The 20,162-nt window shown below is 71.1% G+C and carries 16 protein-coding genes and 1 tRNA gene; 9 read left to right on the top strand and 8 right to left on the bottom strand.

The window, feature by feature from the left end:
• Window positions 1-496: 496 nt before the first annotated feature.
• Entirely contained in the window at window positions 497-3,061 is a 2,565-nt protein-coding gene (locus ACIOHP_RS12230) for an FtsX-like permease family protein (protein WP_361538100.1), read from the bottom strand.
• Entirely contained in the window at window positions 3,058-3,846 is a 789-nt protein-coding gene (locus ACIOHP_RS12225; RefSeq protein WP_361538102.1) for an ABC transporter ATP-binding protein, read from the bottom strand. Before ACIOHP_RS12225 ends, ACIOHP_RS12230 begins: the two co-directional genes overlap by 4 nt.
• Before the next feature lie 409 nt (window positions 3,847-4,255).
• Between ACIOHP_RS12225 and ACIOHP_RS12220 the strand changes: the two genes are divergently transcribed.
• Window positions 4,256-5,761, top strand: a complete 1,506-nt coding sequence (locus ACIOHP_RS12220; protein WP_401886187.1) for an MFS transporter — start codon at window positions 4,256-4,258, stop codon at window positions 5,759-5,761.
• Between the two features lie 19 nt (window positions 5,762-5,780).
• Window positions 5,781-6,281 (top strand): GNAT family N-acetyltransferase, encoded by a 501-nt coding sequence (locus ACIOHP_RS12215; RefSeq protein ID WP_401886185.1) that lies wholly within the window; start codon window positions 5,781-5,783, stop codon window positions 6,279-6,281.
• Between the two features lie 27 nt (window positions 6,282-6,308).
• Here ACIOHP_RS12215 and ACIOHP_RS12210 read toward each other — a convergent pair whose 3' ends face one another.
• Window positions 6,309-6,698, bottom strand: coding sequence for a hypothetical protein (locus ACIOHP_RS12210; protein WP_401886182.1), 390 nt, complete (start codon window positions 6,696-6,698; stop codon window positions 6,309-6,311).
• Between the two features lie 258 nt (window positions 6,699-6,956).
• Between ACIOHP_RS12210 and ACIOHP_RS12205 the strand changes: the two genes are divergently transcribed.
• Together ACIOHP_RS12205 and ACIOHP_RS12200 are read left to right on the top strand one after the other, a co-directional pair.
• Window positions 6,957-7,367: a DUF485 domain-containing protein gene (locus tag ACIOHP_RS12205; protein WP_361538110.1), complete on the top strand. Its 411-nt coding sequence runs from the start codon at window positions 6,957-6,959 to the stop codon at window positions 7,365-7,367.
• Window positions 7,364-8,983 (top strand): cation acetate symporter, encoded by a 1,620-nt coding sequence (locus ACIOHP_RS12200; RefSeq protein WP_401886179.1) that lies wholly within the window; start codon window positions 7,364-7,366, stop codon window positions 8,981-8,983. Before ACIOHP_RS12205 ends, ACIOHP_RS12200 begins: the two co-directional genes overlap by 4 nt.
• A gap of 67 nt (window positions 8,984-9,050) precedes the next feature.
• Here ACIOHP_RS12200 and ACIOHP_RS12195 read toward each other — a convergent pair whose 3' ends face one another.
• From ACIOHP_RS12195 to ACIOHP_RS12180, 4 genes are all read right to left on the bottom strand, one after another.
• On the bottom strand, window positions 9,051-9,935 hold the full coding sequence (locus tag ACIOHP_RS12195; RefSeq protein ID WP_401886176.1) for a cellulose-binding protein: 885 nt from the start codon (window positions 9,933-9,935) through the stop codon (window positions 9,051-9,053).
• 136 nt (window positions 9,936-10,071) lie between these two features.
• Window positions 10,072-10,533 (bottom strand): carboxymuconolactone decarboxylase family protein, encoded by a 462-nt coding sequence (locus tag ACIOHP_RS12190; protein WP_401886173.1) that lies wholly within the window; start codon window positions 10,531-10,533, stop codon window positions 10,072-10,074.
• A 193-nt stretch (window positions 10,534-10,726) separates the two neighbouring features.
• Window positions 10,727-13,414 (bottom strand): SUKH-4 family immunity protein, encoded by a 2,688-nt coding sequence (locus ACIOHP_RS12185; RefSeq protein WP_401886170.1) that lies wholly within the window; start codon window positions 13,412-13,414, stop codon window positions 10,727-10,729.
• 8 nt (window positions 13,415-13,422) lie between these two features.
• Window positions 13,423-14,412: an SMI1/KNR4 family protein gene (locus ACIOHP_RS12180; protein WP_307029647.1), complete on the bottom strand. Its 990-nt coding sequence runs from the start codon at window positions 14,410-14,412 to the stop codon at window positions 13,423-13,425.
• A 292-nt stretch (window positions 14,413-14,704) separates the two neighbouring features.
• Here ACIOHP_RS12180 and ACIOHP_RS12175 point away from each other — a divergent pair, with 292 nt between their 5' ends.
• On the top strand, window positions 14,705-15,265 hold the full coding sequence (locus ACIOHP_RS12175; protein ID WP_307029645.1) for a YwqJ-related putative deaminase: 561 nt from the start codon (window positions 14,705-14,707) through the stop codon (window positions 15,263-15,265).
• 73 nt (window positions 15,266-15,338) lie between these two features.
• Window positions 15,339-15,833 carry an SUKH-3 domain-containing protein gene (locus ACIOHP_RS12170; RefSeq protein WP_401886166.1) on the top strand — a complete coding sequence of 165 codons (495 nt, stop codon included), beginning with the start codon at window positions 15,339-15,341 and terminating at the stop codon, window positions 15,831-15,833.
• 42 nt (window positions 15,834-15,875) lie between these two features.
• Here ACIOHP_RS12170 and ACIOHP_RS12165 read toward each other — a convergent pair whose 3' ends face one another.
• Window positions 15,876-17,186, bottom strand: coding sequence for a sensor histidine kinase (locus ACIOHP_RS12165; RefSeq protein ID WP_401886164.1), 1,311 nt, complete (start codon window positions 17,184-17,186; stop codon window positions 15,876-15,878).
• A gap of 256 nt (window positions 17,187-17,442) precedes the next feature.
• Between ACIOHP_RS12165 and ACIOHP_RS12160 the strand changes: the two genes are divergently transcribed.
• The 3 genes from ACIOHP_RS12160 (at window position 17,443) to ACIOHP_RS12150 (ending at window position 20,141) form a co-directional block, all read left to right on the top strand.
• Window positions 17,443-17,514: transfer RNA gene (locus ACIOHP_RS12160), tRNA-Gln, on the top strand.
• A 122-nt stretch (window positions 17,515-17,636) separates the two neighbouring features.
• Window positions 17,637-19,085 carry a bifunctional UDP-N-acetylglucosamine diphosphorylase/glucosamine-1-phosphate N-acetyltransferase GlmU gene (glmU, locus tag ACIOHP_RS12155; RefSeq protein ID WP_401886162.1) on the top strand — a complete coding sequence of 483 codons (1,449 nt, stop codon included), beginning with the start codon at window positions 17,637-17,639 and terminating at the stop codon, window positions 19,083-19,085.
• Between the two features lie 75 nt (window positions 19,086-19,160).
• Complete coding sequence (locus tag ACIOHP_RS12150; protein ID WP_361538124.1) at window positions 19,161-20,141, top strand: ribose-phosphate diphosphokinase; 981 nt, start codon at window positions 19,161-19,163, stop codon at window positions 20,139-20,141.
• Window positions 20,142-20,162 lie beyond the last annotated feature (21 nt).

The raw sequence follows: 20,162 nt of genomic DNA, 5'->3' as shown, positions 1-20,162 counted from the left end.
GGTCGCGGGTGCCGGGGCTGTGGATGACGCCGGTTCTCCTCACCCCCCGCGCCCGTGCCGACGCCCGGCTGTTTTCGCCCCCGCCGCCCCTACCCGTCCCATCCTCCAGGGGCGCCGCCCCTTCGACCCCGTTCCTGAGGGCTCCGCCCCCAGACCCCCGACGGCCCCGAAAGGGCCTCGTCCTCAAACGCCGGACGGGCTGAAATACCCGGACCGGCTCGAGAGGCGCAGCCACCCGCAGGCGGGTGAGGCATCGAGGCGCCAGACCCCACCCTCCGGCGCCGTACTGGCTGACACACCCGGACCGGCGTCGAGAGGAGCAGCCACCCGCAGGTGGGTGAGGCATCGAGGCGCCAGGCCCCACCCTCCGGCGTCGGACGGGCTGACACACCACGGGCAACCTCCCCGTCCCCGCCGTCCCCGCACAAAAACGCCCGGCGCCGAGAAGTCCCCCGTGACTTCTCGGCGCCGGGTCCTGCTCCCCCGTTCGATATGGCTATTCGGTCGCGATGGCGTTGAGGACGTTCATGCGGCCCGCGCGGAACGCCGGGACGAGTGCTGCGAACAGGCCCACGAAGGCGGAGCCGATGAAGACGCCGATGATGGTGGGCCAGGGGATGTCGAGGACGTTGAGGCCCTCCATGGCGAGGAGCTTCTGGGCGGTGGCGCCCCAGCCCATGCCCAGGCCCAGGCCCAGCAGGGCGCCGAAGAGGGCGATGACCACCGACTCCATGCGGATCATGCGGCGCAGCTGGCGGCGGGAGAGGCCGATCGCGCGCATCAGGCCGATCTCGCGGGTCCGTTCCACCACCGAGAGGGCCAGGGTGTTCACGACGCCCAGGATGGCCACGATGATCGCGAGACCCAGCAGGCCGTAGACCATGTTCAGGAGCTGGCCGACCTGGTCCTTCAGCTCTTCCTTGTAGTCGGTCTGGTCGCGGACCTGGTACTGCGGGTAGTCGTGGAGCGCGTCCTTGAGGGCCGCGTAGGCCTGCTTCTCCTGGCCCTCCTTGGCCTTGGCGAACATGATCGAGTTCGGCGGGATCTGGTCGGCGGGGACGTACTGCTTCATCGTCGCCATGCTGAGGTAACGCGCCCCCTGATCCAGCGCCCCGCTGTCGTCGGTGATCGCCGCGACCTTGAGCTTCGCCGTGTCGCCGCCCTTGAAGGCGACGGTGATGGTGTCGCCGACGCGGATGCCGTGGTCCTTGGCGTAGTCGGAGCCGACGGACATGGCGTTCTTGCCGTACGCGGCTGACAGGGTGCCCGCCGTCGTCGGGCGGCGCAGGTCCTGGGCGTACGTCGGGTCGGCCGCGGTGACGCCCTTGGTGTCCTTCTTGCCGTCGGGCGAGGTCAGGGTCGCCTCGAGTTCCTTGTACGAGGTGACGTGCGCGAGGTCCGGGCTCTGCTCCATCGCCTTCTGGGCCTGCGGGACGATCCGCTGGCCGCCCTGGACGATGAAGTCCGCGCCGACCGACTTGTCGAGCTCACTGGTGGCCGAGGCGACCATCGAGGAGCCGACCACCGAGAGGCAGGCCACCAGGGCGAGGCCGATCATCAGGGCGGCGCCCGTGGCACCCGTACGACGGGGGTTGCGCAGCGCGTTGCGCTCCGCCATGCGGCCGACCGGGCCGAAGGCCCGCAGGATCACCGCGCTGATGACCCGTACGACCCCGCCCGCCAGCAGCGGGCCGATGACGACGAAGCCGATCAGGGTCAGCACCACGCCGCCGGCCAGCAGCAGCGAGCCGTCCTTCGCCGTGTCGGCGGTGGCGGCCGCGTAGAGCGCGAAGCCGCCCGCGCCGGTCAGGACCAGCCCGACGATGCCCCGCACCAGGCCCGCCTTGCCGTCGGCCGGTGTACCGGCGTCGCGCAGCGCGGCCATCGGGGAGACCTTGCCGGCCCGGCGGGCGGGCAGGTAGGCGGCGAGGACGGTGACCACGACGCCGAGGATCATGCCGATGACCGGGGTGGTCGCCTTGACGGTGAGGTCGTCGGTGGAGAGGTTCATGCCGGCCATGCCCATGAGCTTCATCAGCCCGACGGCGATACCGACACCGGCGCCGACGCCGAGGATCGAGCCCACGATGCCGAGGAGCAGCGACTCCACCAGCACGGAGCGGTTGACCTGCTTGCGGGAGGAGCCGATGGCCCGCATGAGGCCGATCTCGCGGGTTCGCTGGGCGACCAGCATGGAGAAGGTGTTGATGATCAGGAAGATGCCGACCAGGAACGCGATCCCGGCGAAGCCGAGCATGGCGTACTTGATGACGTTCATGAACTCGCCGACGCCCTCGCGGTTCTCGTCGGCGTTCTCCTTGGCCGTCTGGATCTTGTACGTGCCGTCCAGGGCCTGTGTGACGTTCTGCTTGAGCTGGGTGTCGCTGACGCCGGCCGCGGCGGTGGCGTAGACCTGGGTGAACCGGCCCTCGGCGCCCAGGAGTTCGCGCTGCGCGGTGGCGGTGTCGAAGTAGACGATCGCGGCACCGGGGTTGGTGATCTTGAAGGTGGCGATACCGACGATCTTCGCCTTGAAGTCACCGATGACGGAGATGGTGCGCAGTTCGTCGCCGATCTTCAGATCGTGCTTGTCGGCGGTGTCGGCGTCGACCATCGTCTCGGTGGGCCCGCGTGGCGCGTGTCCGGAGGTGATCTCCATCGAACGCAGGTCGCTCTTCGTCCAGTTGCCCGCGATGGTGGGCGCTCCGGTCGACGATCCCATGTTCTTGTTGTCGCTGTTGACGACGGTCACGTTCATCGAACTGACCGCGCCCTCGGCCGACTTGACGCCGTCCGCCTTCGTCACCTGCTGGACCGTGGAGGCCGGCAGCGACTCGGGCCTGCCGTTCTGCGGGGTGTCGTCGCTCTTGGCCGCCTTCGGGGAGACCGTGACATCGGACGCGGTGGTCGAGAACAGTTTGTCGAACGTCGTGTTCATCGTGTCGGTGAAGACGAGCGTGCCGCACACGAACGCCACCGACAGCAGCACGGCCACGGCCGACAGGGCCATACGCCCCTTGTGCGCGAAGAAGTTGCGCATCGAGGTCTTCAGGACGGTCATGACGTCCGTCCCCGGGCGTCGAAGTCCTTCATGCGGTCCAGGACGGCGTCCGCGGTCGGCTTGTACATCTCGTCGACGATCCGGCCGTCGGCGAGGTACAGCACACGGTCGGCGTAAGAGGCCGCGACCGGGTCGTGCGTGACCATCACGATGGTCTGCCCGAGCTCGGTCACGGACTTGCGCAGGAAGCCCAGCACCTCGGCGCCCGCACGGGAGTCGAGGTTTCCGGTCGGCTCGTCACCGAAGATGATCTCGGGCCGCGCGGCCAGCGCCCGGGCCACCGCGACGCGCTGCTGCTGACCGCCGGAGAGCTGGGTGGGCCGGTGCTTGAGCCGGTCGCTCAGCCCGACGGTGTCGACGACCTGCCCCAGCCACGCCTTGTCCGGCTTGCGGCCGGCGATGTCCATGGGCAGCGTGATGTTCTCTATGGCGTTCAGCGTCGGGAGCAGGTTGAACGCCTGGAAGATGAACCCGATCCGGTCCCGGCGCAGCTGCGTGAGCTTCTTGTCCTTCAGCCCGGTGATCTCGGTGTCGTCCAGATAGATCTGCCCGGAGGTGACGGTGTCGAGTCCGGCGAGGCAGTGCATGAGCGTGGACTTGCCGGAGCCCGAGGGGCCCATGATCGCGGTGAACTGCCCGCGTGCGATGTCCACGTCCACGTGGTCGAGGGCGACGACACGGGTCTCGCCGGACCCGTACGCCTTGACGACCTGCCGCGCCCGCGCGGCAACGGCCGTAGTCCCTCCAGTGCCCCCGTGCCTGGTGATGGTCACAGCCGATGTCACGGTATATCTCCTATGTCGGTCAGGAATTGGCGCGCACTGATCTCTTTCGATCCGTGCCGAGTCGTACGTGCTGCTGTGGTGATGAGTCTGTCCGCGGCGGGTGGTCCGGCGCGCTGGTGCTGAGCGCCGTCTTCTGGTGGGGAAAACCCCACCCCCGCTGCTGCGGTGCACCGCCCCCCAGCGGCGTAAAGCCAGGTTAAGGACGGGCCGGGTGCCCTCACGTCCTCCGGCGGTACGAACCCTCCCCCAGCCGTAGTACGGAGGTACCCCTAGGGGCGATCCACCCGAGGGTGGAGCCGATCTAGGGGTCGGCTCCACCCTCGGCCCCGCTCAGGCTGCACCCTGCCGCGACGTGAGGGTCAAGTGAGAGGGTGTTGCGCGGCGGATAGATGCAGGGGGAAGGGATCTCATGGGCCAGGGGGACACGGAGATACAGCCCGCGGCGACGGCCGGCGATCCGAAGGACTCGCGCCGCCGCGGCGCCGTCGTCGCCGCGCTGATGCTCGCGATGGCCCTGGCCGCCCTCGACTCGACGATCGTCTCCACGGCCGTCCCCCAGATCGTCGGCGACCTGGGCGGCTTCTCCGTCTTCTCGTGGCTCTTCTCGGGCTATCTGCTGGCCGTGACGGTGTCGCTCCCGGTGTACGGCAAGCTCTCCGACACCTTCGGCCGCAAGCCGGTCCTGATCGCGGGCGCGGCGCTCTTCCTGCTGGGCTCCCTGCTCTGCGCGGTCGCCTGGAACATGGGCTCGCTGATCGCGTTCCGTATCGTGCAGGGCCTGGGCGGCGGCGCGCTCCAGGGCACGGTCCAGACCCTGGCCGCCGACCTCTACCCCCTGAAGGAACGCCCGAAGATCCAGTCCAAGCTGTCCACGGTGTGGGCGGTGTCGGCGGTGGCCGGCCCGGGTGTGGGCGGCCTGCTCGTGGCGTACGCGGACTGGCGCTGGATCTTCCTGGTCAACCTGCCGGTAGGGGCACTCGCCCTCTGGCTGATAGCCCGTCACCTGCACGAACCGAAACGGGACTCCCCCGCCCGCCGCCCCCGTGTCGACTGGGCGGGCGCCCTGACGGTGTTCGCCTGCGGAGGTGTCCTGCTGACGGCGCTGGTGCAGGGCGGGGTGGCCTGGCCGTGGCTCTCGGCCCCGTCATTGGCGTTGTTCGGTACGGGACTTGCCCTGGTCGCGGTGGTGGTCCTGGTCGAACGCCGGGCGGCCGAGCCGATCATCCCCGGCTGGGTGTGGCGCCGCCGCACGATCGCGGCGGTCAACCTGGCCCTGGGCGCGCTGGGCCTGCTGATGGTGGCACCGACGGTCTTCCTCCCGACGTACGCCCAGTCCGTTCTCGGTCTGGCACCGGTGGCGGCCGGCTTCGTCCTGACGATCTGGACCCTGAGCTGGCCGGTGTCGGCGGCCCTCAGCCAGCACGTGTACCGGCGGATCGGCTTCCGCAACACGGCCATGCTGGGCATGGGAGCGGCGGCGCTGATCCTCTTCGCCTTCCCCTTTCTGCCGTATCCCGGCCGGGCCTGGCAGCCGACCCTCCTGATGCTGCTCCTGGGCGCCGCGCTGGGCCTCTTCCAACTGCCGCTGATCATCGGCGTGCAGTCGACAGTGGTCTGGTCGGAGCGCGGCACGACCACGGCGTCGGTCCTCTTCTGCCGCCAGACCGGCCAGACGATCGGCGCGGCCCTCTTCGGCGCGGTGGCCAACGGGGTGCTGTCGGCGCGGCTGGGCGGCGCGAGCGACCTGGACTCCGTGACCCGGGCGCTGGATTCGGGCGCCGGTTCGGAGCCGCTGCGGCGGGCGATCGCGGACGCGGTGCACGCGGTGTATCTGGGGGCGGCGGGGGCGGCGGCGCTGGCGTTCGTGGTGCTGCTGGTGCTGGCGCCACGGAAATTTCCGGTGATCACGGAGTGAGATGCGTACGGTGCCGGACATGGCGGAACTGAGACTTGAGCGACTGCGGCCGGACCACGCGGAGGCCCTGCTGGCCTTCGAGCGGGAGAACCGGGAGTACTTCGCGTGCTCGGTGCCGGATCGTGGCGACGCCTATTTCACACCGGCGGGATTCGCCGCCCGCCACCGTGCCCTGCTGGACGAGCAGGAGTCCGGCGACTGCCACTTCCATGTCCTGCTGGACGCGGAGGGTTCGCTGCTCGGCCGCTTCAACCTCATGGACGCGGCGGGCGGTTCGGCGGAGCTGGGATACCGCGTCGGCGAACGGGCCGCGGGACGCGGGGTCGCCACGGCGGCGGTGGGCGAGGTGTGCCGGGTGGCGGGACCGTCGTACGGCCTGGGCTCCCTGACGGCGAAGACGACGGAGGACAACACCGCGTCCCGAACCGTCCTCGAACGCAACGGCTTCGTGCTCACCGAGCGGATCACCCTGATGGAACGCCCGGGAGTGCGCTACGCGCGCGTGCTCCTCGGACACTGAGGGGCCGGGCGCGACCGGTCCGGGCCCTCACCGCCCCCGATCGAACCAGGCCGTCGACTCCGGCAGAAAGAGCAGCACGACGACCGGCACCCCGAGCAGGATCCGCAGCGCGGCGTCCAGGAACTGCCCCGGCCCCACCGCCTCGCCCAGCTTCGTGACGGTCGGCAGCACCATGAACACCATCAACACGATGGTCGTCATCCGCACCCCGCCCCGGGCGCCCCCGTCGTAGGTGAGGGCGAGCAGCGCACAGACCCACACCAGCGCCCAGGGCGCGAGCATCTCGCCCTGCCCGTAAGCGGTGAGCCCGTCCGAGAGCGCGAGCATCGACACGAGGCCGCCGACGGCGAGCACGAACAGCAGAACCTGAGCGCCCCGCACCTGTCTGGGCATGACGGCTTCACGTACGTCGGACATCAGCACTCCCCCGGTAGAGCCCGCATCGTATCCGTCCGTAGCGTTCGTTCACTTTCGGTAGCCGTTCACACCACTCAAAAATCTGAGTTAATCCGGGTAACACCCGAGGTCAGAGAAGTAAGCGCGTACCGACCAATCAGTTTGGTGAAGCATCTCCCGCATCCGACTACCAACGAGTAGCGTGCGTGGCTCCGCTCACCCACCCCCCAACTCCCTGCGGTCCGCACCGGGCCCCGAGCCACGCAAGGAGCCACCGGGATGTCTTACGACCCGGCCCCACCGCCCACCTACCCCTGGCAGCCGCCCTTCGCCCCCGAACACGCTCCCGGCCGAGCCCCCGGACACCGTCCCCGCCACGAGGCGCTCGGGCACCACAGCGATCTGCGGATCCTGCGCAGCGCCTACCGCTGGCAACGCCGCGTCGCGACCCTCACCGCGCTCGGCTACTTCACCCTCTTTCTCATCCTGTCCGCGTTCGCCCCGTCCTTCATGACCGGCCGCATCGGCGACGCACCCCCGACCGGTCTGCTGCTGGCCCTGTTCCAGCTCCCGGTCACCTGGCTGGCGATCGTCCTGTACGAGCGCACGGCCCGGGTCCGCGTCGACCCGCTCGCCGACCGCATCCGCAAGCAGTCCGAACTGGACGTCAAGCGGGGAGCGACGCGATGACGGGACAGACAGGCTTCAGCGACTCGGCGCAGGCGATGTCCCTGGTGGCGTTCTCGGCCGTCGCCACGATCACGCTGCTGCTGTGCGTGATGACCGGGCCCGACCGGGACGACCTGGACGAGTTCTACACCGGCTACGGCTCCCTGGGCTCCCTGCGCAACGGCCTCGCCATCGCGGGCGACTACATCTCCGCCGCGACCGTGCTCGGCACGGGCGGAGTGATCGCCTTGTGCGGCTACGACGGGATCGTCCTCGCCCTCAGCACCGCGCTGTCGCTCATGCTGCTGATGTTCCTGCTGGCCGAACCCCTGCGCAACGCGGGCCGGTTCACCATGGGCGACGCGCTGGCACGGCGCATGCCGGGGCGTTCCGTGCGGATCGCGGCCTGCGCGGTGACGCTCGCGGCGCTGCTGCCGCTGATGCTGGTGCAGCTCGCGGGGACGGGGCAGTTGCTGTCCTTCATCCTCGGCTTCTCCGGCGAGGGGCTCCAGACGGGCTGCATCATCGGGCTCGGCGTCCTGATGATCAGTTACGCGGCGATCGGCGGGATGAAGGGCACCGCTCTCATCCAGATCCTGAAGATCGTGATGCTGCTCGGTTCGGGCGCCGTGGTCGCCGTCCTGATGCTGCGGCGCTTCGACTGGAACCCCGGCACGCTGTTCGACGCCGCCGCCGCGCAGAGCGCGGTGGGACCGGCCTTCCTGGAGTCGGGGCTGCAGTTCGCGGGCGGGTCCAACCCCCGGCTGGACATGATCACTTCGCAGCTGACGGTGGTCGTCGGCGGTGCCTGCCTCCCGCACGTCACCATGCGCATGTACACGGCCTCCAGCGCCCGCCAGGTACGCCGTTCGATGTCCTGGGCGGTGTCGGCGGTGGTGCTGTTCGTGCTCATCATCACGATCGTGGGGTTCGGTGCCACCGCCCTGATCGGGCGCGCGGCGATCGCGGAGGCGGACCCGCAGGGCAACACGGCGTATCTGCTGGGCTCCCGGGCGGTGTTCGGCGCGGACGTCTCGACGGCGGAGACCCTGCTGTTCACGACGGTCACCACGGCGCTCTTCCTCACCCTGCTCGCCTCCGTCGCCGGCATGATCCTCGCCTGCGCCAACTCCCTCGCCCACGACGTGTTCGCGGTCCGGGCGCGGGAACTCTCGACGCGCCGCGAGATGACCCTGGCCCGGGTCTCGGCGCTAGCCGTCGGCGTCCCGGCGATCCTGCTGGCCACGATGGTCCAGCACCGCAGCCTGCAGCCTCTGGTGACCCTGTCCTTCTGCCTGGGCGCCTCGGCGATAGCCCCCGCCCTGGTCTACGGCCTGTTCTGGCGCCGCTACACCCGAACGGGCCTGCTCTGCACCCTGATCGGCGGTTCCCTGACGGTGCTGCTGCTGATGCCGGGCACCAACCTCGTCTCCGGCTCCCCCGTCTCCGCCTTCCCCGACGCCGACTTCAACTGGTTCCCGTTCACCACCACCGGCCTCGTCTCCATCCCGGCCGGCTTCGCCTTCGGCTGGCTCGGGACGGTGGCGTCGGGGCGGCGCAAGGCGGAGGAGCAGCGACGGCAGTACGAAGCGGTGGAGGGGTGGATCCTGGCGGGGGCGGTACGACGTGAGGAGTGAGCGCCGGGAGGAGTGAGCGCCGGGAGGAGTGAGCGCCGGGCCGGGCGCCCCAGGGGGCGTGCGCGCCCTACTCCGCCGGTGCGCGTCCCGTCAGTGCGGTCAGGCTGTTGCGTACGAGGTCGATGTGGGCGTGCACGTCGTCCCAGCGCTCTCCGTGCTCACGCAGCACCCGCTCCGTCTCACGGGCGATCCGCTCCTCCCGGACGCGCGCCTCGGCGAGGATCTCGGCGGCACGTACGTGTGCCTCCTCCTGGCGCTGCCGGGCGGAGGCCTCCGCGTCGGCGAACGCCTGCTTCGCCTCGGACAGCGCGGACTCGGCGCGCGCCACCTGTTCGGCGTGCCGGGCGTCGAGCGCCGCCGCGCGTTCGGCCTCCTCGCGCTCCGCATCGGCCCAGCGCTCGGCGTGCTCCTTTTCCTGTTCGGCGAGCATTCCGATGGTGCGCTGTCGTACCTCGCGCAACGCGGCGAGCGCCTCCGTGCGGCCCTCCTTCACTTCGCGCCGGGCGGCGACGCGGATCTCGTCGGCCTCGGCGCGCGCGGCGAGCAGGCGCTGACGGACGCGCTCCTCCGCATCGGCGCGTACGGCGTCGGCCTGCGCCTGTGCCGCGTCGCGCACACCGTTCGCACGTTCCCGCGCCGCCTCCGCGAGGCGCCGCGCCTCCTGCCGCGCGCCGTCACCCACGGCCGCGGCCTCCTCCTGCCCGAGCTGGAAGATCCGGCGCGCACGCTCCCCGAGCGTCTCGTACGTCTGCGGAGCGAGCCGCGCGACCCTCTCGCGCAACCCTTCGAGCTCCGCCTCCATCTCCTTGGCGAGCACGGTGAGACGGGCGGCGCGCTCCCAGGAGATGTCACGGTCCTGGGAGAGCGCCGCGGCGTACGCGTCGACCTGTTCGGGGCGGTAGCCACGCCGTACGGCCATGAAGCCGTGGGACGGGACAGATGTGCCGCTCATCCTGGGACCCCTCTCCATCAAGATGTGTGCGAAATGACGATTTCGCGCATATCTTGATGGATCAGGCATAAATGTGCATAACGCGACACTCCGCACAGAGGTCACGGCCGTCCCTCTGCGGTCGGGCGGCCGAGGCTCAGCCCCAGGTGGTGCCCGCGGGCTCCTTGATCGTCGTGTTGACGCGGTTGAACAGGTTCATGAGCGAGACGAAGAGGATCAGCCCGGACAGTTCCTTCTCGTCGAAGTGGTCGGCCACCTCGTCCCACAGCTCGTCCGGCACGGACTCGTGCGACCGGTCCGAGAGCCGCGTCATCGCCTCGCTCAGCCGCAGCGCCGACCGCTCGGCGTCACTGAAGAACGGCGCCTCGAACCACGCCGCGACCGCCGCGATCCGCTCCTCGCCCGCCCCGGCCTTCCGCAGATTCAGCACATGCGCGTGCACACAGGCACTGCACCCGTTGATCTGACTGACCCGCAGTCCCACGAGCTCCGACAGTTCCTGGTCCAGGCCGCTCTCGCCGATCGACTGGAAGATCGTGCCGATGCCGTTCATCGCACCGGGGAGGACGTACGCCGGGTTCGTCATGCGTGCCTTCATGGTCTGCCTCCTGAAGCAAGTGGTGAGCTGCTGTCACTCCACTGACGGAGCGCGAAGGACGGATGTGACCGTGCGGCGCAAGCACTTCGGCGCCCTGCCGGGACAGCGGAAAGCCGGGCCCGGTCGCGATGACCGGGCCCGGCTTCGGAGCGGTGTCAGACCGTGTCAGAACGGTCTCGGTGAAGGCGCCGCCTCACAGCAGGCCGTCCCACATCTGCTCCAGCAGCACCGACCACCAGCTCTCCGGCGAACCGAGCGCCGCCGGGTCGAGCGAGGCCAGCTGGGCCTGGAAGTCGACGGTCCAACGGCCCGCCTGCTCCTGGTTCAGCCCGAACCTGAGCCGCCACATCCGCCCGAGCAGCGCCAGGCACCGCTGGAACTCGGGCAGCCCCGTGTTCACGAACTGCGGCGGCACCGGCGCACCGCCGGGCCCGGCCTCCACCGGCACGGCGACGATGTTCGCCGTCCCGTACTGCACACAGATCGCCTTGCCGAAGTCACTGCCCATGACGAGGTACGACCCCGCGTCCGCCGCCGGCTGCACCCCCCGCTCCTGCGCCAGTTCGGCGAGCGTGGGCACCGGCCGCCCCGGCTGGGCCTGCGCCCAGAAGAACGGGCCCATGTCCATCGGCAGCCCCGCGGCCACCAGCGAGTGCGCCACCACCGGCGGCACGCCCTGCCGGGAGACCGCGGCCTGCTCGAACCGGAACACTCCCGGCCCGAACGCCCCCGCCATCTCCTGCGCGATGCTCTCCGGCGGAATCGGCGGCGCCGGCTGCACCGGGGGAAGCGGGGCGCGGACGGGCGCCGGACGCGCCGGCCCGTCCGCCACCTGGTGCAACTCGCCCTGGTGCGCCAGCAGTTGCTGCATCCCCTGCTGCCGGCTCGCGTGATCGGTGCCGTACGGCGCGATGCTCGCGATCCTCGCCTGCGGCCACTGCTCCCGGATCATCCGCGCGCAGTAGGCGCCCGGCAGCGCGCACGACTCCAGCTCCGTGTGCAGCTCCAGCACCTGGTCCGGCGGGATGTTCATCCCCCGCAGCTCATGGAAGATCTGCCACTCCGGGTGCGGCGTACCCGGCGCCGAACGCCGGATCAGCTGCTGCTCCGACCCGTCCTGGGCGCGGTAGCGCAGAACGGCCTGGTACCCGGGACCGACGGTCGGCTGCCCCTGCTGCGGGTAGCCGTACGCCGGCGGCTGACCCGGCCCGGGCTGCCCGGGCGGCGGCACGGCACCGGGAGGCATCCCTCCGGGCGGCATCGGCTGGGGAGCGCCCGGAGCCATGCCCGGAACACCGGGTGCGCCGGGGGCCTGCGGCGGCGGAGGCGCGCCGGGGGCGCCCATGGGGGGCGCGGCCAGCATCGTCTCGGCGTGGTGGACAGCACCACGCGGGCCCCCTGAGGAGCCCTGCGCAGCGGGCATACCCGGGGCTCCGGGAGGCTGAGGTGCGCCGGGGGCGTGCGGTGCTCCAGGCACACCCGGGGCGCCGGGCGGCATCGGCGCGCCGGGGGCACCCGGTACGCCAGGGGCGCCCGGAGGTTGCGGCGCGCCCCCACCCGGGCCCATGCGCCCCGGGTCGGCGAACATCGTGGCGGCGTGGTGCATACCGCCCGGAGGCGTACCGCCGGGCGGATTCGGCGCACCCGGCGGAACGGGCGCGCCCGGAACACCCGGTGCGCCCGGAGGCTGCGGTGCCCCCGGTCCGGCAGGTCCGCCCTCAAGCCCGTTGGGCCCCAGCGCGGAGACGAGCTGCGTCGGTACATACCCACCCGCCGGCGCACCCGGCGCACCCGGCGCGGGCGGAGGCGTGGCTCCCGGTCGCGCGCCCGGCGCCCCGGGGCTGCCCGGCGGAGGCGGCGTGGTCGAGCCACCGCCCCGGCGCGGCGGAGGCGACGCCTTGCTCGTGGCGGCATCGGCGATGTCCCCGGCGTTCGCCGCGAGCGACCGCTCCGGCCCGCTCGGCGCACCACCGGGTCCCTGCGGATACCCATAAGAAGGGGGACCCGGTACAGGCGGCGGCGTACTGCCCTGCGGCACACCCGGAGGCGGCGTACCCGGCGCACCCGGATAGCCGTAAGCCGAGCCACCCGGACCAGGCGCAGGCGCACCACCCGGAGGCGGCGTACTGCCCTGAGGCGCGCCCGGCATTCCGCTCGCCGGCGTACCCCCGCCGGCACGCGGCGCATGCGGATCGTCGAGCGCCGGTGCGAGCGCCGTCGACGGAAGCCGGCTGCCGCCCGACATGAGAGCCGTCTTGGCGTCCGGCGGCGTCGCGGGCGGCGGGGTGTCGTCGTCGGTACCGCTCAACGGCGGCGCGAACACGGTCGCGGGCAGCGGCACGGAACGGTCGTCCCCCGCATCCGCGTTGGTGTCCGTACCGGCCCACGGCGTGGCCCCGGCAGGCACACCCGCCGGGGAAGGCGCCCCCGCCGGCACCCCGCCCTGCGTCTCGGGAAGAGCCCCGGACCGGGCTCCGGCACCGGACGCACTGCGCCGATCCGGAATCCCCAGCTGATCCGCCGCCTCCTGCAACCACTCCGGCGGCGTCAACAGGAAGGACGTCTGATTGAGATCGACCCGGGCCGCGGGCGCCGGCGCGGCAGCGGCGTCGTCGTCGTCGGCACGTCCGTACTCCTCCTCGTACCGGCGGATCACCTCACCCACCGGCAGCGAGGGCCACAGCGTGGCCTCCCCGCTGTCCCGGGCGATCACCAGCCGCTGCGCACCGCCGTCCGAGCGCGGCCCGTCCGCACGGTCCTCCGCCCATACGACGAAGCCGAGCTCGAACTCCCGCACCCGCACCTCGCGATGCTGGTACGCGGGCACATCCCCGTTGATCCACTCTTCGGCGCGCTCCTGCGCCTGTGCGAAGGTCACCATCGGTCAGTTCACTCCCCAGCCCCGGAAACCGGCACGGACCGCGCGAACCCGCCGTCCACCATCAGGTTCGCCACCGTCTCCAACTCGGGCGGATTGCCCGCCAGTCGGGACAGGAAGGCGTCGAAGTCCTCGCCGCACGGCAGCAGCAGCCGTTCCACGCGGTCGGCGGGCGGCACGGAGGGATCCACGTCCCGCGCGTCGTCGTAGGCGCAGAACCACACCGATCCGATCCGCTCGCCCTTGACCTTCACGGCCAGCAGCCCGCCCTGGACGAAGCCGACGCCGAGGTAGTCCTTGGTCAGATGGTCCCGGAGGCACTTGTTGACGTAGACGAGGTCGTTGACGGCGGCCTCGTCCCGCACCGTGAAGAACGGCTGGTCGACCAGGAGGCCCAGCTCCGGGTCCAGGGCCGCGCCCACGGGGGCACAGCCGCCCGCCGCCTTCAGGAACGACCGGTAGGCGCCCGGCAGCCGGTACCCGAGCTCCTCCTCGACCCCCAGCACCTGCGACTCCGACACCGCCGCACCCGACTTCGGCAGACCGAAGTGCGCGGGCCGCGTCTCCTGCAACGGCCGCGTCCCCCGCTTGCCGTGGTCGACCGCCGCCGTCGCGATACCGCCGTGATGCCGCAGCAGCGCCTTCACCTCTACGGGCACCAGTTCGAGCCGCCGTGAACCCACCACGTGGTGCCACGTCCAGCCGTGCGGGGTCGCCACCGCGGGCACCGTGTCCCACAGCTCATGACCGGTCGCCGCGAGGGCCGCGTTGGCCGACACATAGTCCGTCAGCCGGAGCTCGTCGACACCGAACCCCTCCGGCGGATCGGCGATCTCCGTGGCGGCACGCGCATACGCGGAGAAGTCGGGGTAGCCGTGCTCGTCCACCCGCACCCCTCTGGGGTGACGGGAGGCCCGGACCGGATCCGGGAAATGCACGACCTGCCCGGCGTAGGCCGCGTTCGGCGGCGCGGCTTGCTGCCCGAGCCGACCTGTCGTCATGGCGGTTGCCCCCTGCGGCACTCTGTACGGCCTACGGCACGACCGGCTCCGGCCCGCCCCAGCCCGTATTCGACTTCTCCAACGCGTTGACCGCATACATGCGGGTGCCGACAGCCTATGCGGTACGACGACACCGGTCACCGGGCGCCGGTCAGCGGCCCTCCGGTTCCGTGACCTGCCGTCACCCCGCCGTGACAGCCCGCCCAAACCCGGGCGTGTCGCGCCGCCCCAGCTTCCGCACCAGCCACGGCATTTGGCACTCTGTGTCGTCCGGGGGGATGCTCGGGAGGGGATGACGATCATGAACACGACGCAGACGGGACCGCACACAGGGCCGCGACCAGCCACGTCCCACGACCCGCGGGACGGTATGTCCGGCGATCCCCGGATCGGCTGGAGCAGCACCGACACACCCCAGGCGCCCACTCTCCGGCACCGCCGCGACGGCATACTCCCGACCGTCGCCGCCGCCCTGTCCGTCCGCGGCGCCACGCTCACCGGCACCGCCGCCCGCGGTGACCAGGGCCCGCCCCTGCACCCGCTCGTACAGGACTTCCTCGACACCCTCACCTCCGCCCAGCGCGACCGCTTCACCGGCCGCTGCGCGGAGACGATCCTCATCTCGCGCCATCTCGCCGCCGCCGACGAGGCCCGCAGCAGACGCGCCGCCCGCAGACCCATGACCAACGGCGAGGCCCGCAAGGCCCTCAAGCAGGCCAAACTCACCGCCCGCCGGATCCGCGAGGACGGCGACCCCCTCCACGGCAGCTTCGCCGCCCCCTGCCGCGCCTGCACGGCCCTCAGCGCCCACTTCGGCGTACGCGTCGTCGACCCGGCGGCAGCCGACGACTGATCCCCCACGCACCACAGGCAGGACGGCCGGCAAGCCGGGCACCACGTCAGCGAACTCGACGATCGAAGGGCAGATGCACCCCGACCGCACCTCCACCACGCGCTTCCCGGTCCCCGTCGACGCCGCCCTGCGCGACGCCGGCTGGCAGCCCGGGCGCTGGGACATCAAGCAGGCCGAGATCTGGGCCGACGCCCTGCGTGAACACGTCTCCCCCGCGGGCCACCGCCACGCCGTCTTCCCCGCCGCCGTCGAGGCCTGGGCCGAATTCGGCGGCCTGCACATCACCCCCACCGGGTCCGGCCGCCAGATCGCCCCGGTGAGCCTCCATCTCGACCCCCTGCACGGCCTCCACATGGCCCGCACCCTCGCCGACCTCGGCCGCGCCCTCGACACCGAGGTCTGCCCCCTCGGCGCCGAGACCGAGTCGTCCGCGCTCCTGGCCCTGGACACCGAGGGCCGCGCCTACGCCCTCGACCACACCGGAGACTGGTACCTCGGCCCCGACATCGACCAGGCCCTGGCCACCCTCGTCGCGGGCATGGAGCCGGTACGGCTCACGGCGGGCTGAGGCGGGAAGGCGCACGAAGCGGTACGAGGAAGGACCGCCGGGTCACGCCGCCGGAATGACCGCCGACACCCGGAAGCCGCCCGCGTCCGTCGGCCCGGACACGAACACCCCGCCCAGCGCGACGACCCGTTCCTTCATCCCGACCAGACCGTTTCCCCCGGACGGCAACCGCGCCGACGACGCCGACGACACCTCCGGCGGCGGCTCGTTCTCCACCTGCATCGCGATCTCGGACACCCGGTGCGCGAGCCGCACATGCGTCTTGGCGCCCGCCGCGTGCTTGTGGACATTGGTCAACGCCTCCTGGACGACGCGATACGCGGTCTGCTCGATGTCGGCGCCGTAGTCCCGGGCGTCACCGTCGACGGTCAGGTCGACGACCATCCCCGTGGCGGCCGACTGCCCGATCAGCTCCTCCAGTTCGGACAGACAGGGCCCGTCCGACTCGTCGACGGCCCGCGAGGCGGCAGCGGCGGCGGCGAAACCGACGGCGGCGAGCGGCACGGAGTCGGGCGAGCGGACGCTCCTGACGCCCTCGCCGCTGCGCAGCACCCCGAGCATCTCCCGCAGTTCGGTGAGCGCCTGGCGCCCCATGTCCCCCACGAGGGCGGCGTTCTTGACGGCCTTCTCGGGATCCTTCCGGGCGACGGCCTGAAGCGCGGCCGCATGGACGACCATCAGGCTCACCCGGTGCGCGACGACGTCGTGCATCTCGCGGGCGATCCGGGTCCGCTCCTCGCCGCGCGCCCACTCGGCCCGCTCCTCCGCCCGCTCGGCGAGCAGTTGCAGCTCCCGCTCCAGGCTGTCGGCCCGTTCCCGCAGGCTCTCCATCAGCCGGCGCCGGGCGCCGACGTACAGCCCGAGGAGCAGCGGAGGCGCGGTCAGTCCGATGGCGATGGTGATCGCGGCGAACGGGACGAACCAGTCCCCGAGCTCCCAGCCGCCCCGCGTGGTGCCCTGCCGTATCCGCACGAACATCACGATCAGCTGACCGACCAGCGACATCCCCGCGAGGGAGCCGATGATCCGGCGGGGCAGTTCGGAGGCGGCGAGGGTGTAGAGGCCGACGATCGCCATGAGGTAGCCCATCTGGGCGGGTGTGATGGCGATGGAGACGAGCACGACGGCGATGGGCCACTTGCGCCGCACGAGCAGTGCGGACCCGGCGAGAACGCCGAACACGATCCCCGCGGCGCTGGGGATCCCCGCATCCCCCGCGAACCGGTACCCCTCCGCCCCGCACTCGACGACGGACGCGAGAGCCAGGCTCGCGTCCAGTACGGCACTGCGCCACCGATCCCACCACCAGGGCCCTGGCCGGGCCGCGGCGTGGTCTTCCCCCGTCGTGGTCATGTCTCCAGCCTACGGTCGGGCAGCACGCGTTTTCCGGTGAGTTTCCGGGATTGGCCTACACCACACTGCGTGACCGGCCGGATGCGAAACAACCCGATATCCCTCGAACTGCCGAATCGCACACCGTTCCGCCCCGGAAGATCGAATTCCGCCCCGGCGACGAGGACTTGTACCGTCGCATGAAAGGGGCCCGGTACGGCATAGTGTTGGGTGCCCGCTCGGCGACCTGACCAGGTGTCCGGTCCAGTCGAGTCCATCCCCCGTGGTGTAATTGGCAGCACCGTGGCTTTTGGTGCCATTTGTCCGGGTTCGAGTCCTGGCGGGGGAGCACAAGCACAGATCGGGCCCTGACCGGTGACAGCACAGTCAGGGCCCGCTCCCATGTCCCCCATGAAACGCCCCGGTATCCTGCGGATGTCACCCACCCCCTCCACAGCCGAAGGGCATCCCGTGAGCGCCATTCGCCCGGCAGCCGTCGTCGTTCTCGCAGCGGGTGAGGGCACCCGTATGAAGTCGGCCACACCCAAGGTCCTGCACGAGATCTGTGGCCGCAGCCTCGTGGGCCATGTGCTCGCCGCAGCGCGGGAGTTGGACCCCGAGAATCTCGTCGTCGTCGTCGGCCACGCGCGCGAGAAGGTCACCGAGCACCTCGGCGTCATCGACCCCGGCGTACGCACCGCCGTCCAGGCGCAGCAGAACGGCACCGGGCACGCCGTACGCATGGCACTCGAAGAGCTGGGCGGCGTCGTCGACGGGACCGTCGTCGTCGTGTGCGGGGACACTCCCCTTCTCACCGGCGAGACCCTGCGCGCCCTCGCCGCCACCCACACCGCCGACGGCAACGCCGTCACCGTGCTCACCGCCGAGGTCCCCGACGCCACCGGCTACGGCCGTATCGTCCGCGACGGTGCCTCCGGTGCCGTCACCGGGATCGTCGAGCACAAGGACGCCTCCGAGTCGCAGCGCGCCATCCGTGAGATCAACTCCGGGGTGTTCGCGTTCGACGGGCAGCTCCTCGCCGACGCCCTCGGCAAGGTCCGCACCGACAACTCGCAGGGCGAGGAGTACCTCACGGACGTCCTCGGGATCCTGCGCGAGGCCGGTCACCGCGTCGGCGCCTCCGTCGCCGGCGACCACCGCGAGATCGCCGGGATCAACAACCGGGTCCAGCTCAGCGAGGCCCGTCGCATCCTCAACGACCGCCTCCTGACCCGCGCCATGCTCGCCGGCGTCACCGTCATCGACCCGGCCACGACCTGGATCGACGTCACCGTCACCTTCGAGCAGGACGCCCTCGTCCACCCCGGCACCCAGCTGCACGGCGCCACCCACATCGGCGAGGGCGCGGAGGTCGGGCCGCACAGCCGGCTCCGGGACACCGTGGTCGAAGCCGGAGCCCGCGTGGACAACACCGTCTCCGACGGCGCCCATGTCGGCCCGAACGCGACCGTGGGCCCGTACGCCTATCTGCGGCCCGGTACCCGCCTGGGCGCCAAGGGCAAGATCGGGACGTACGTCGAGACCAAGAACGCCTCGATCGGCGAGGGCACCAAGGTGCCGCACCTGTCCTATGTCGGCGACGCCACGATCGGCGAGTACACCAACATCGGTGCCGCGAGCGTCTTCGTGAACTACGACGGACAGGACAAACACCACACCACCGTCGGCTCGCACTGCCGCACCGGTTCGGACAATATGTTTGTGGCTCCTGTCACGGTCGGGGACGGTGCGTACACCGCCGCCGGGTCCGTGATCACGAAGGACGTGCCGCCCGGTTCGCTCGCTGTGGCCCGTGGTCAGCAGCGGAATATCGAGGGTTGGGTGGCTCGCAAGCGTCCGGGAAGCGCGGCCGCGAAGGCTGCCGAGGCGGCGTCTCGGCAGGTCGAGAGCGAAGACTGACCGGAAACGGGTGCGTCCGGGACGGCGTACCGTGATAAATGCACACCCAGTTGAGACACCTCTGAGGAGACAGCTGTGACCGGGATCAAGACGACCGGCGAGAAGAAGATGATGTTCTTCTCCGGCCGCGCCCACCCCGAGCTTGCCAAGGAGGTTGCCGAGCAGCTGGGCGTCGGGGTTGTCCCGACCAAGGCCTTCGACTTCGCCAACGGCGAGATCTACGTCCGCTACGAGGAGTCGGCGCGCGGCGCGGACTGCTTCGTGATCCAGAGCCACACGGCTCCGATCAACCAGTGGATCATGGAGCAGCTGATCATGATCGACGCGCTGAAGCGTGCGTCGGCCCGCTCCATCACCGTCATCGTGCCGTTCTACGGTTACGCGCGGCAGGACAAGAAGCACCGTGGGCGTGAACCGATCTCGGCGCGTCTGATCGCGGACCTGATGAAGACGGCCGGTGCCGACCGCATCCTCACCGTCGATCTGCACACCGACCAGATCCAGGGCTTCTTCGACGGCCCGGTCGACCACCTCTTCGCCCTTCCGCTGCTCGCGGACTACGTGGGCCGGAAGGTCGACAGGTCCAAGCTGACGGTCGTGTCCCCGGACGCGGGCCGGGTGCGGGTCGCCGACCGCTGGTGCGACCGCCTCGGCGCGCCCCTGGCCATCGTGCACAAGCGGCGCGACAAGGACGTGGCGAACCAGGTGACCGTCCACGAGGTCGTGGGTGAGGTCAAGGGCCGTGTGTGCGTCCTCGTCGACGACATGATCGACACCGGTGGCACCATCTGCGCGGCCGCCGACGCCCTCTTCGCGCACGGCGCCGAGGACGTCATCGTCACCGCCACGCACGGTGTGCTCTCCGGTCCGGCCGCCGACCGGCTCAAGAACTCCCGGGTGAGCGAGTTCGTGTTCACCGACACGCTGCCGACGCCGGGCGAGCTGGGCGCGGACCTGGACAAGATCACGGTCCTCTCCATCGCGCCGACGATCGCGAGCGCGGTGCGTGAGGTGTTCGAGGACGGTTCGGTGACGAGCCTCTTCGACGAGCAGTAAGACCTGCCCCCGCGGAAGAAC

Origin of the sequence: Streptomyces sp. NPDC087859, from assembly GCF_044742595.1 — a bacterium.
Taxonomy (GTDB): Bacteria; Actinomycetota; Actinomycetes; order Streptomycetales; family Streptomycetaceae; genus Streptomyces; species Streptomyces canus_F.
The sequence above is the reverse complement of the archived record's forward strand: the minus strand, read 5'-3'. Positions and strand labels throughout refer to the sequence as shown.

Excerpts from the sequence above, each read along its gene's own strand:
- ACIOHP_RS12230 (WP_361538100.1), bottom strand. The coding sequence starts at position 3,061 with ATGACCGTCCTGAAGACCTCGATGCGCAACTTCTTCGCGCACAAGGGG.
- ACIOHP_RS12220 (WP_401886187.1), top strand. The coding sequence starts at position 4,256 with ATGGGCCAGGGGGACACGGAGATACAGCCCGCGGCGACGGCCGGCGAT.
- ACIOHP_RS12170 (WP_401886166.1), top strand. The coding sequence starts at position 15,339 with ATGCACCCCGACCGCACCTCCACCACGCGCTTCCCGGTCCCCGTCGAC.
- ACIOHP_RS12165 (WP_401886164.1), bottom strand. The coding sequence starts at position 17,186 with ATGACCACGACGGGGGAAGACCACGCCGCGGCCCGGCCAGGGCCCTGG.
- ACIOHP_RS12205 (WP_361538110.1), top strand. The coding sequence starts at position 6,957 with ATGTCTTACGACCCGGCCCCACCGCCCACCTACCCCTGGCAGCCGCCC.
- ACIOHP_RS12190 (WP_401886173.1), bottom strand. The coding sequence starts at position 10,533 with ATGAAGGCACGCATGACGAACCCGGCGTACGTCCTCCCCGGTGCGATG.
- ACIOHP_RS12175 (WP_307029645.1), top strand. The coding sequence starts at position 14,705 with ATGACGATCATGAACACGACGCAGACGGGACCGCACACAGGGCCGCGA.
- ACIOHP_RS12180 (WP_307029647.1), bottom strand. The coding sequence starts at position 14,412 with ATGACGACAGGTCGGCTCGGGCAGCAAGCCGCGCCGCCGAACGCGGCC.
- ACIOHP_RS12210 (WP_401886182.1), bottom strand. The coding sequence starts at position 6,698 with ATGTCCGACGTACGTGAAGCCGTCATGCCCAGACAGGTGCGGGGCGCT.
- ACIOHP_RS12200 (WP_401886179.1), top strand. The coding sequence starts at position 7,364 with ATGACGGGACAGACAGGCTTCAGCGACTCGGCGCAGGCGATGTCCCTG.
- ACIOHP_RS12195 (WP_401886176.1), bottom strand. The coding sequence starts at position 9,935 with ATGAGCGGCACATCTGTCCCGTCCCACGGCTTCATGGCCGTACGGCGT.
- ACIOHP_RS12215 (WP_401886185.1), top strand. The coding sequence starts at position 5,781 with ATGGCGGAACTGAGACTTGAGCGACTGCGGCCGGACCACGCGGAGGCC.
- ACIOHP_RS12185 (WP_401886170.1), bottom strand. The coding sequence starts at position 13,414 with ATGGTGACCTTCGCACAGGCGCAGGAGCGCGCCGAAGAGTGGATCAAC.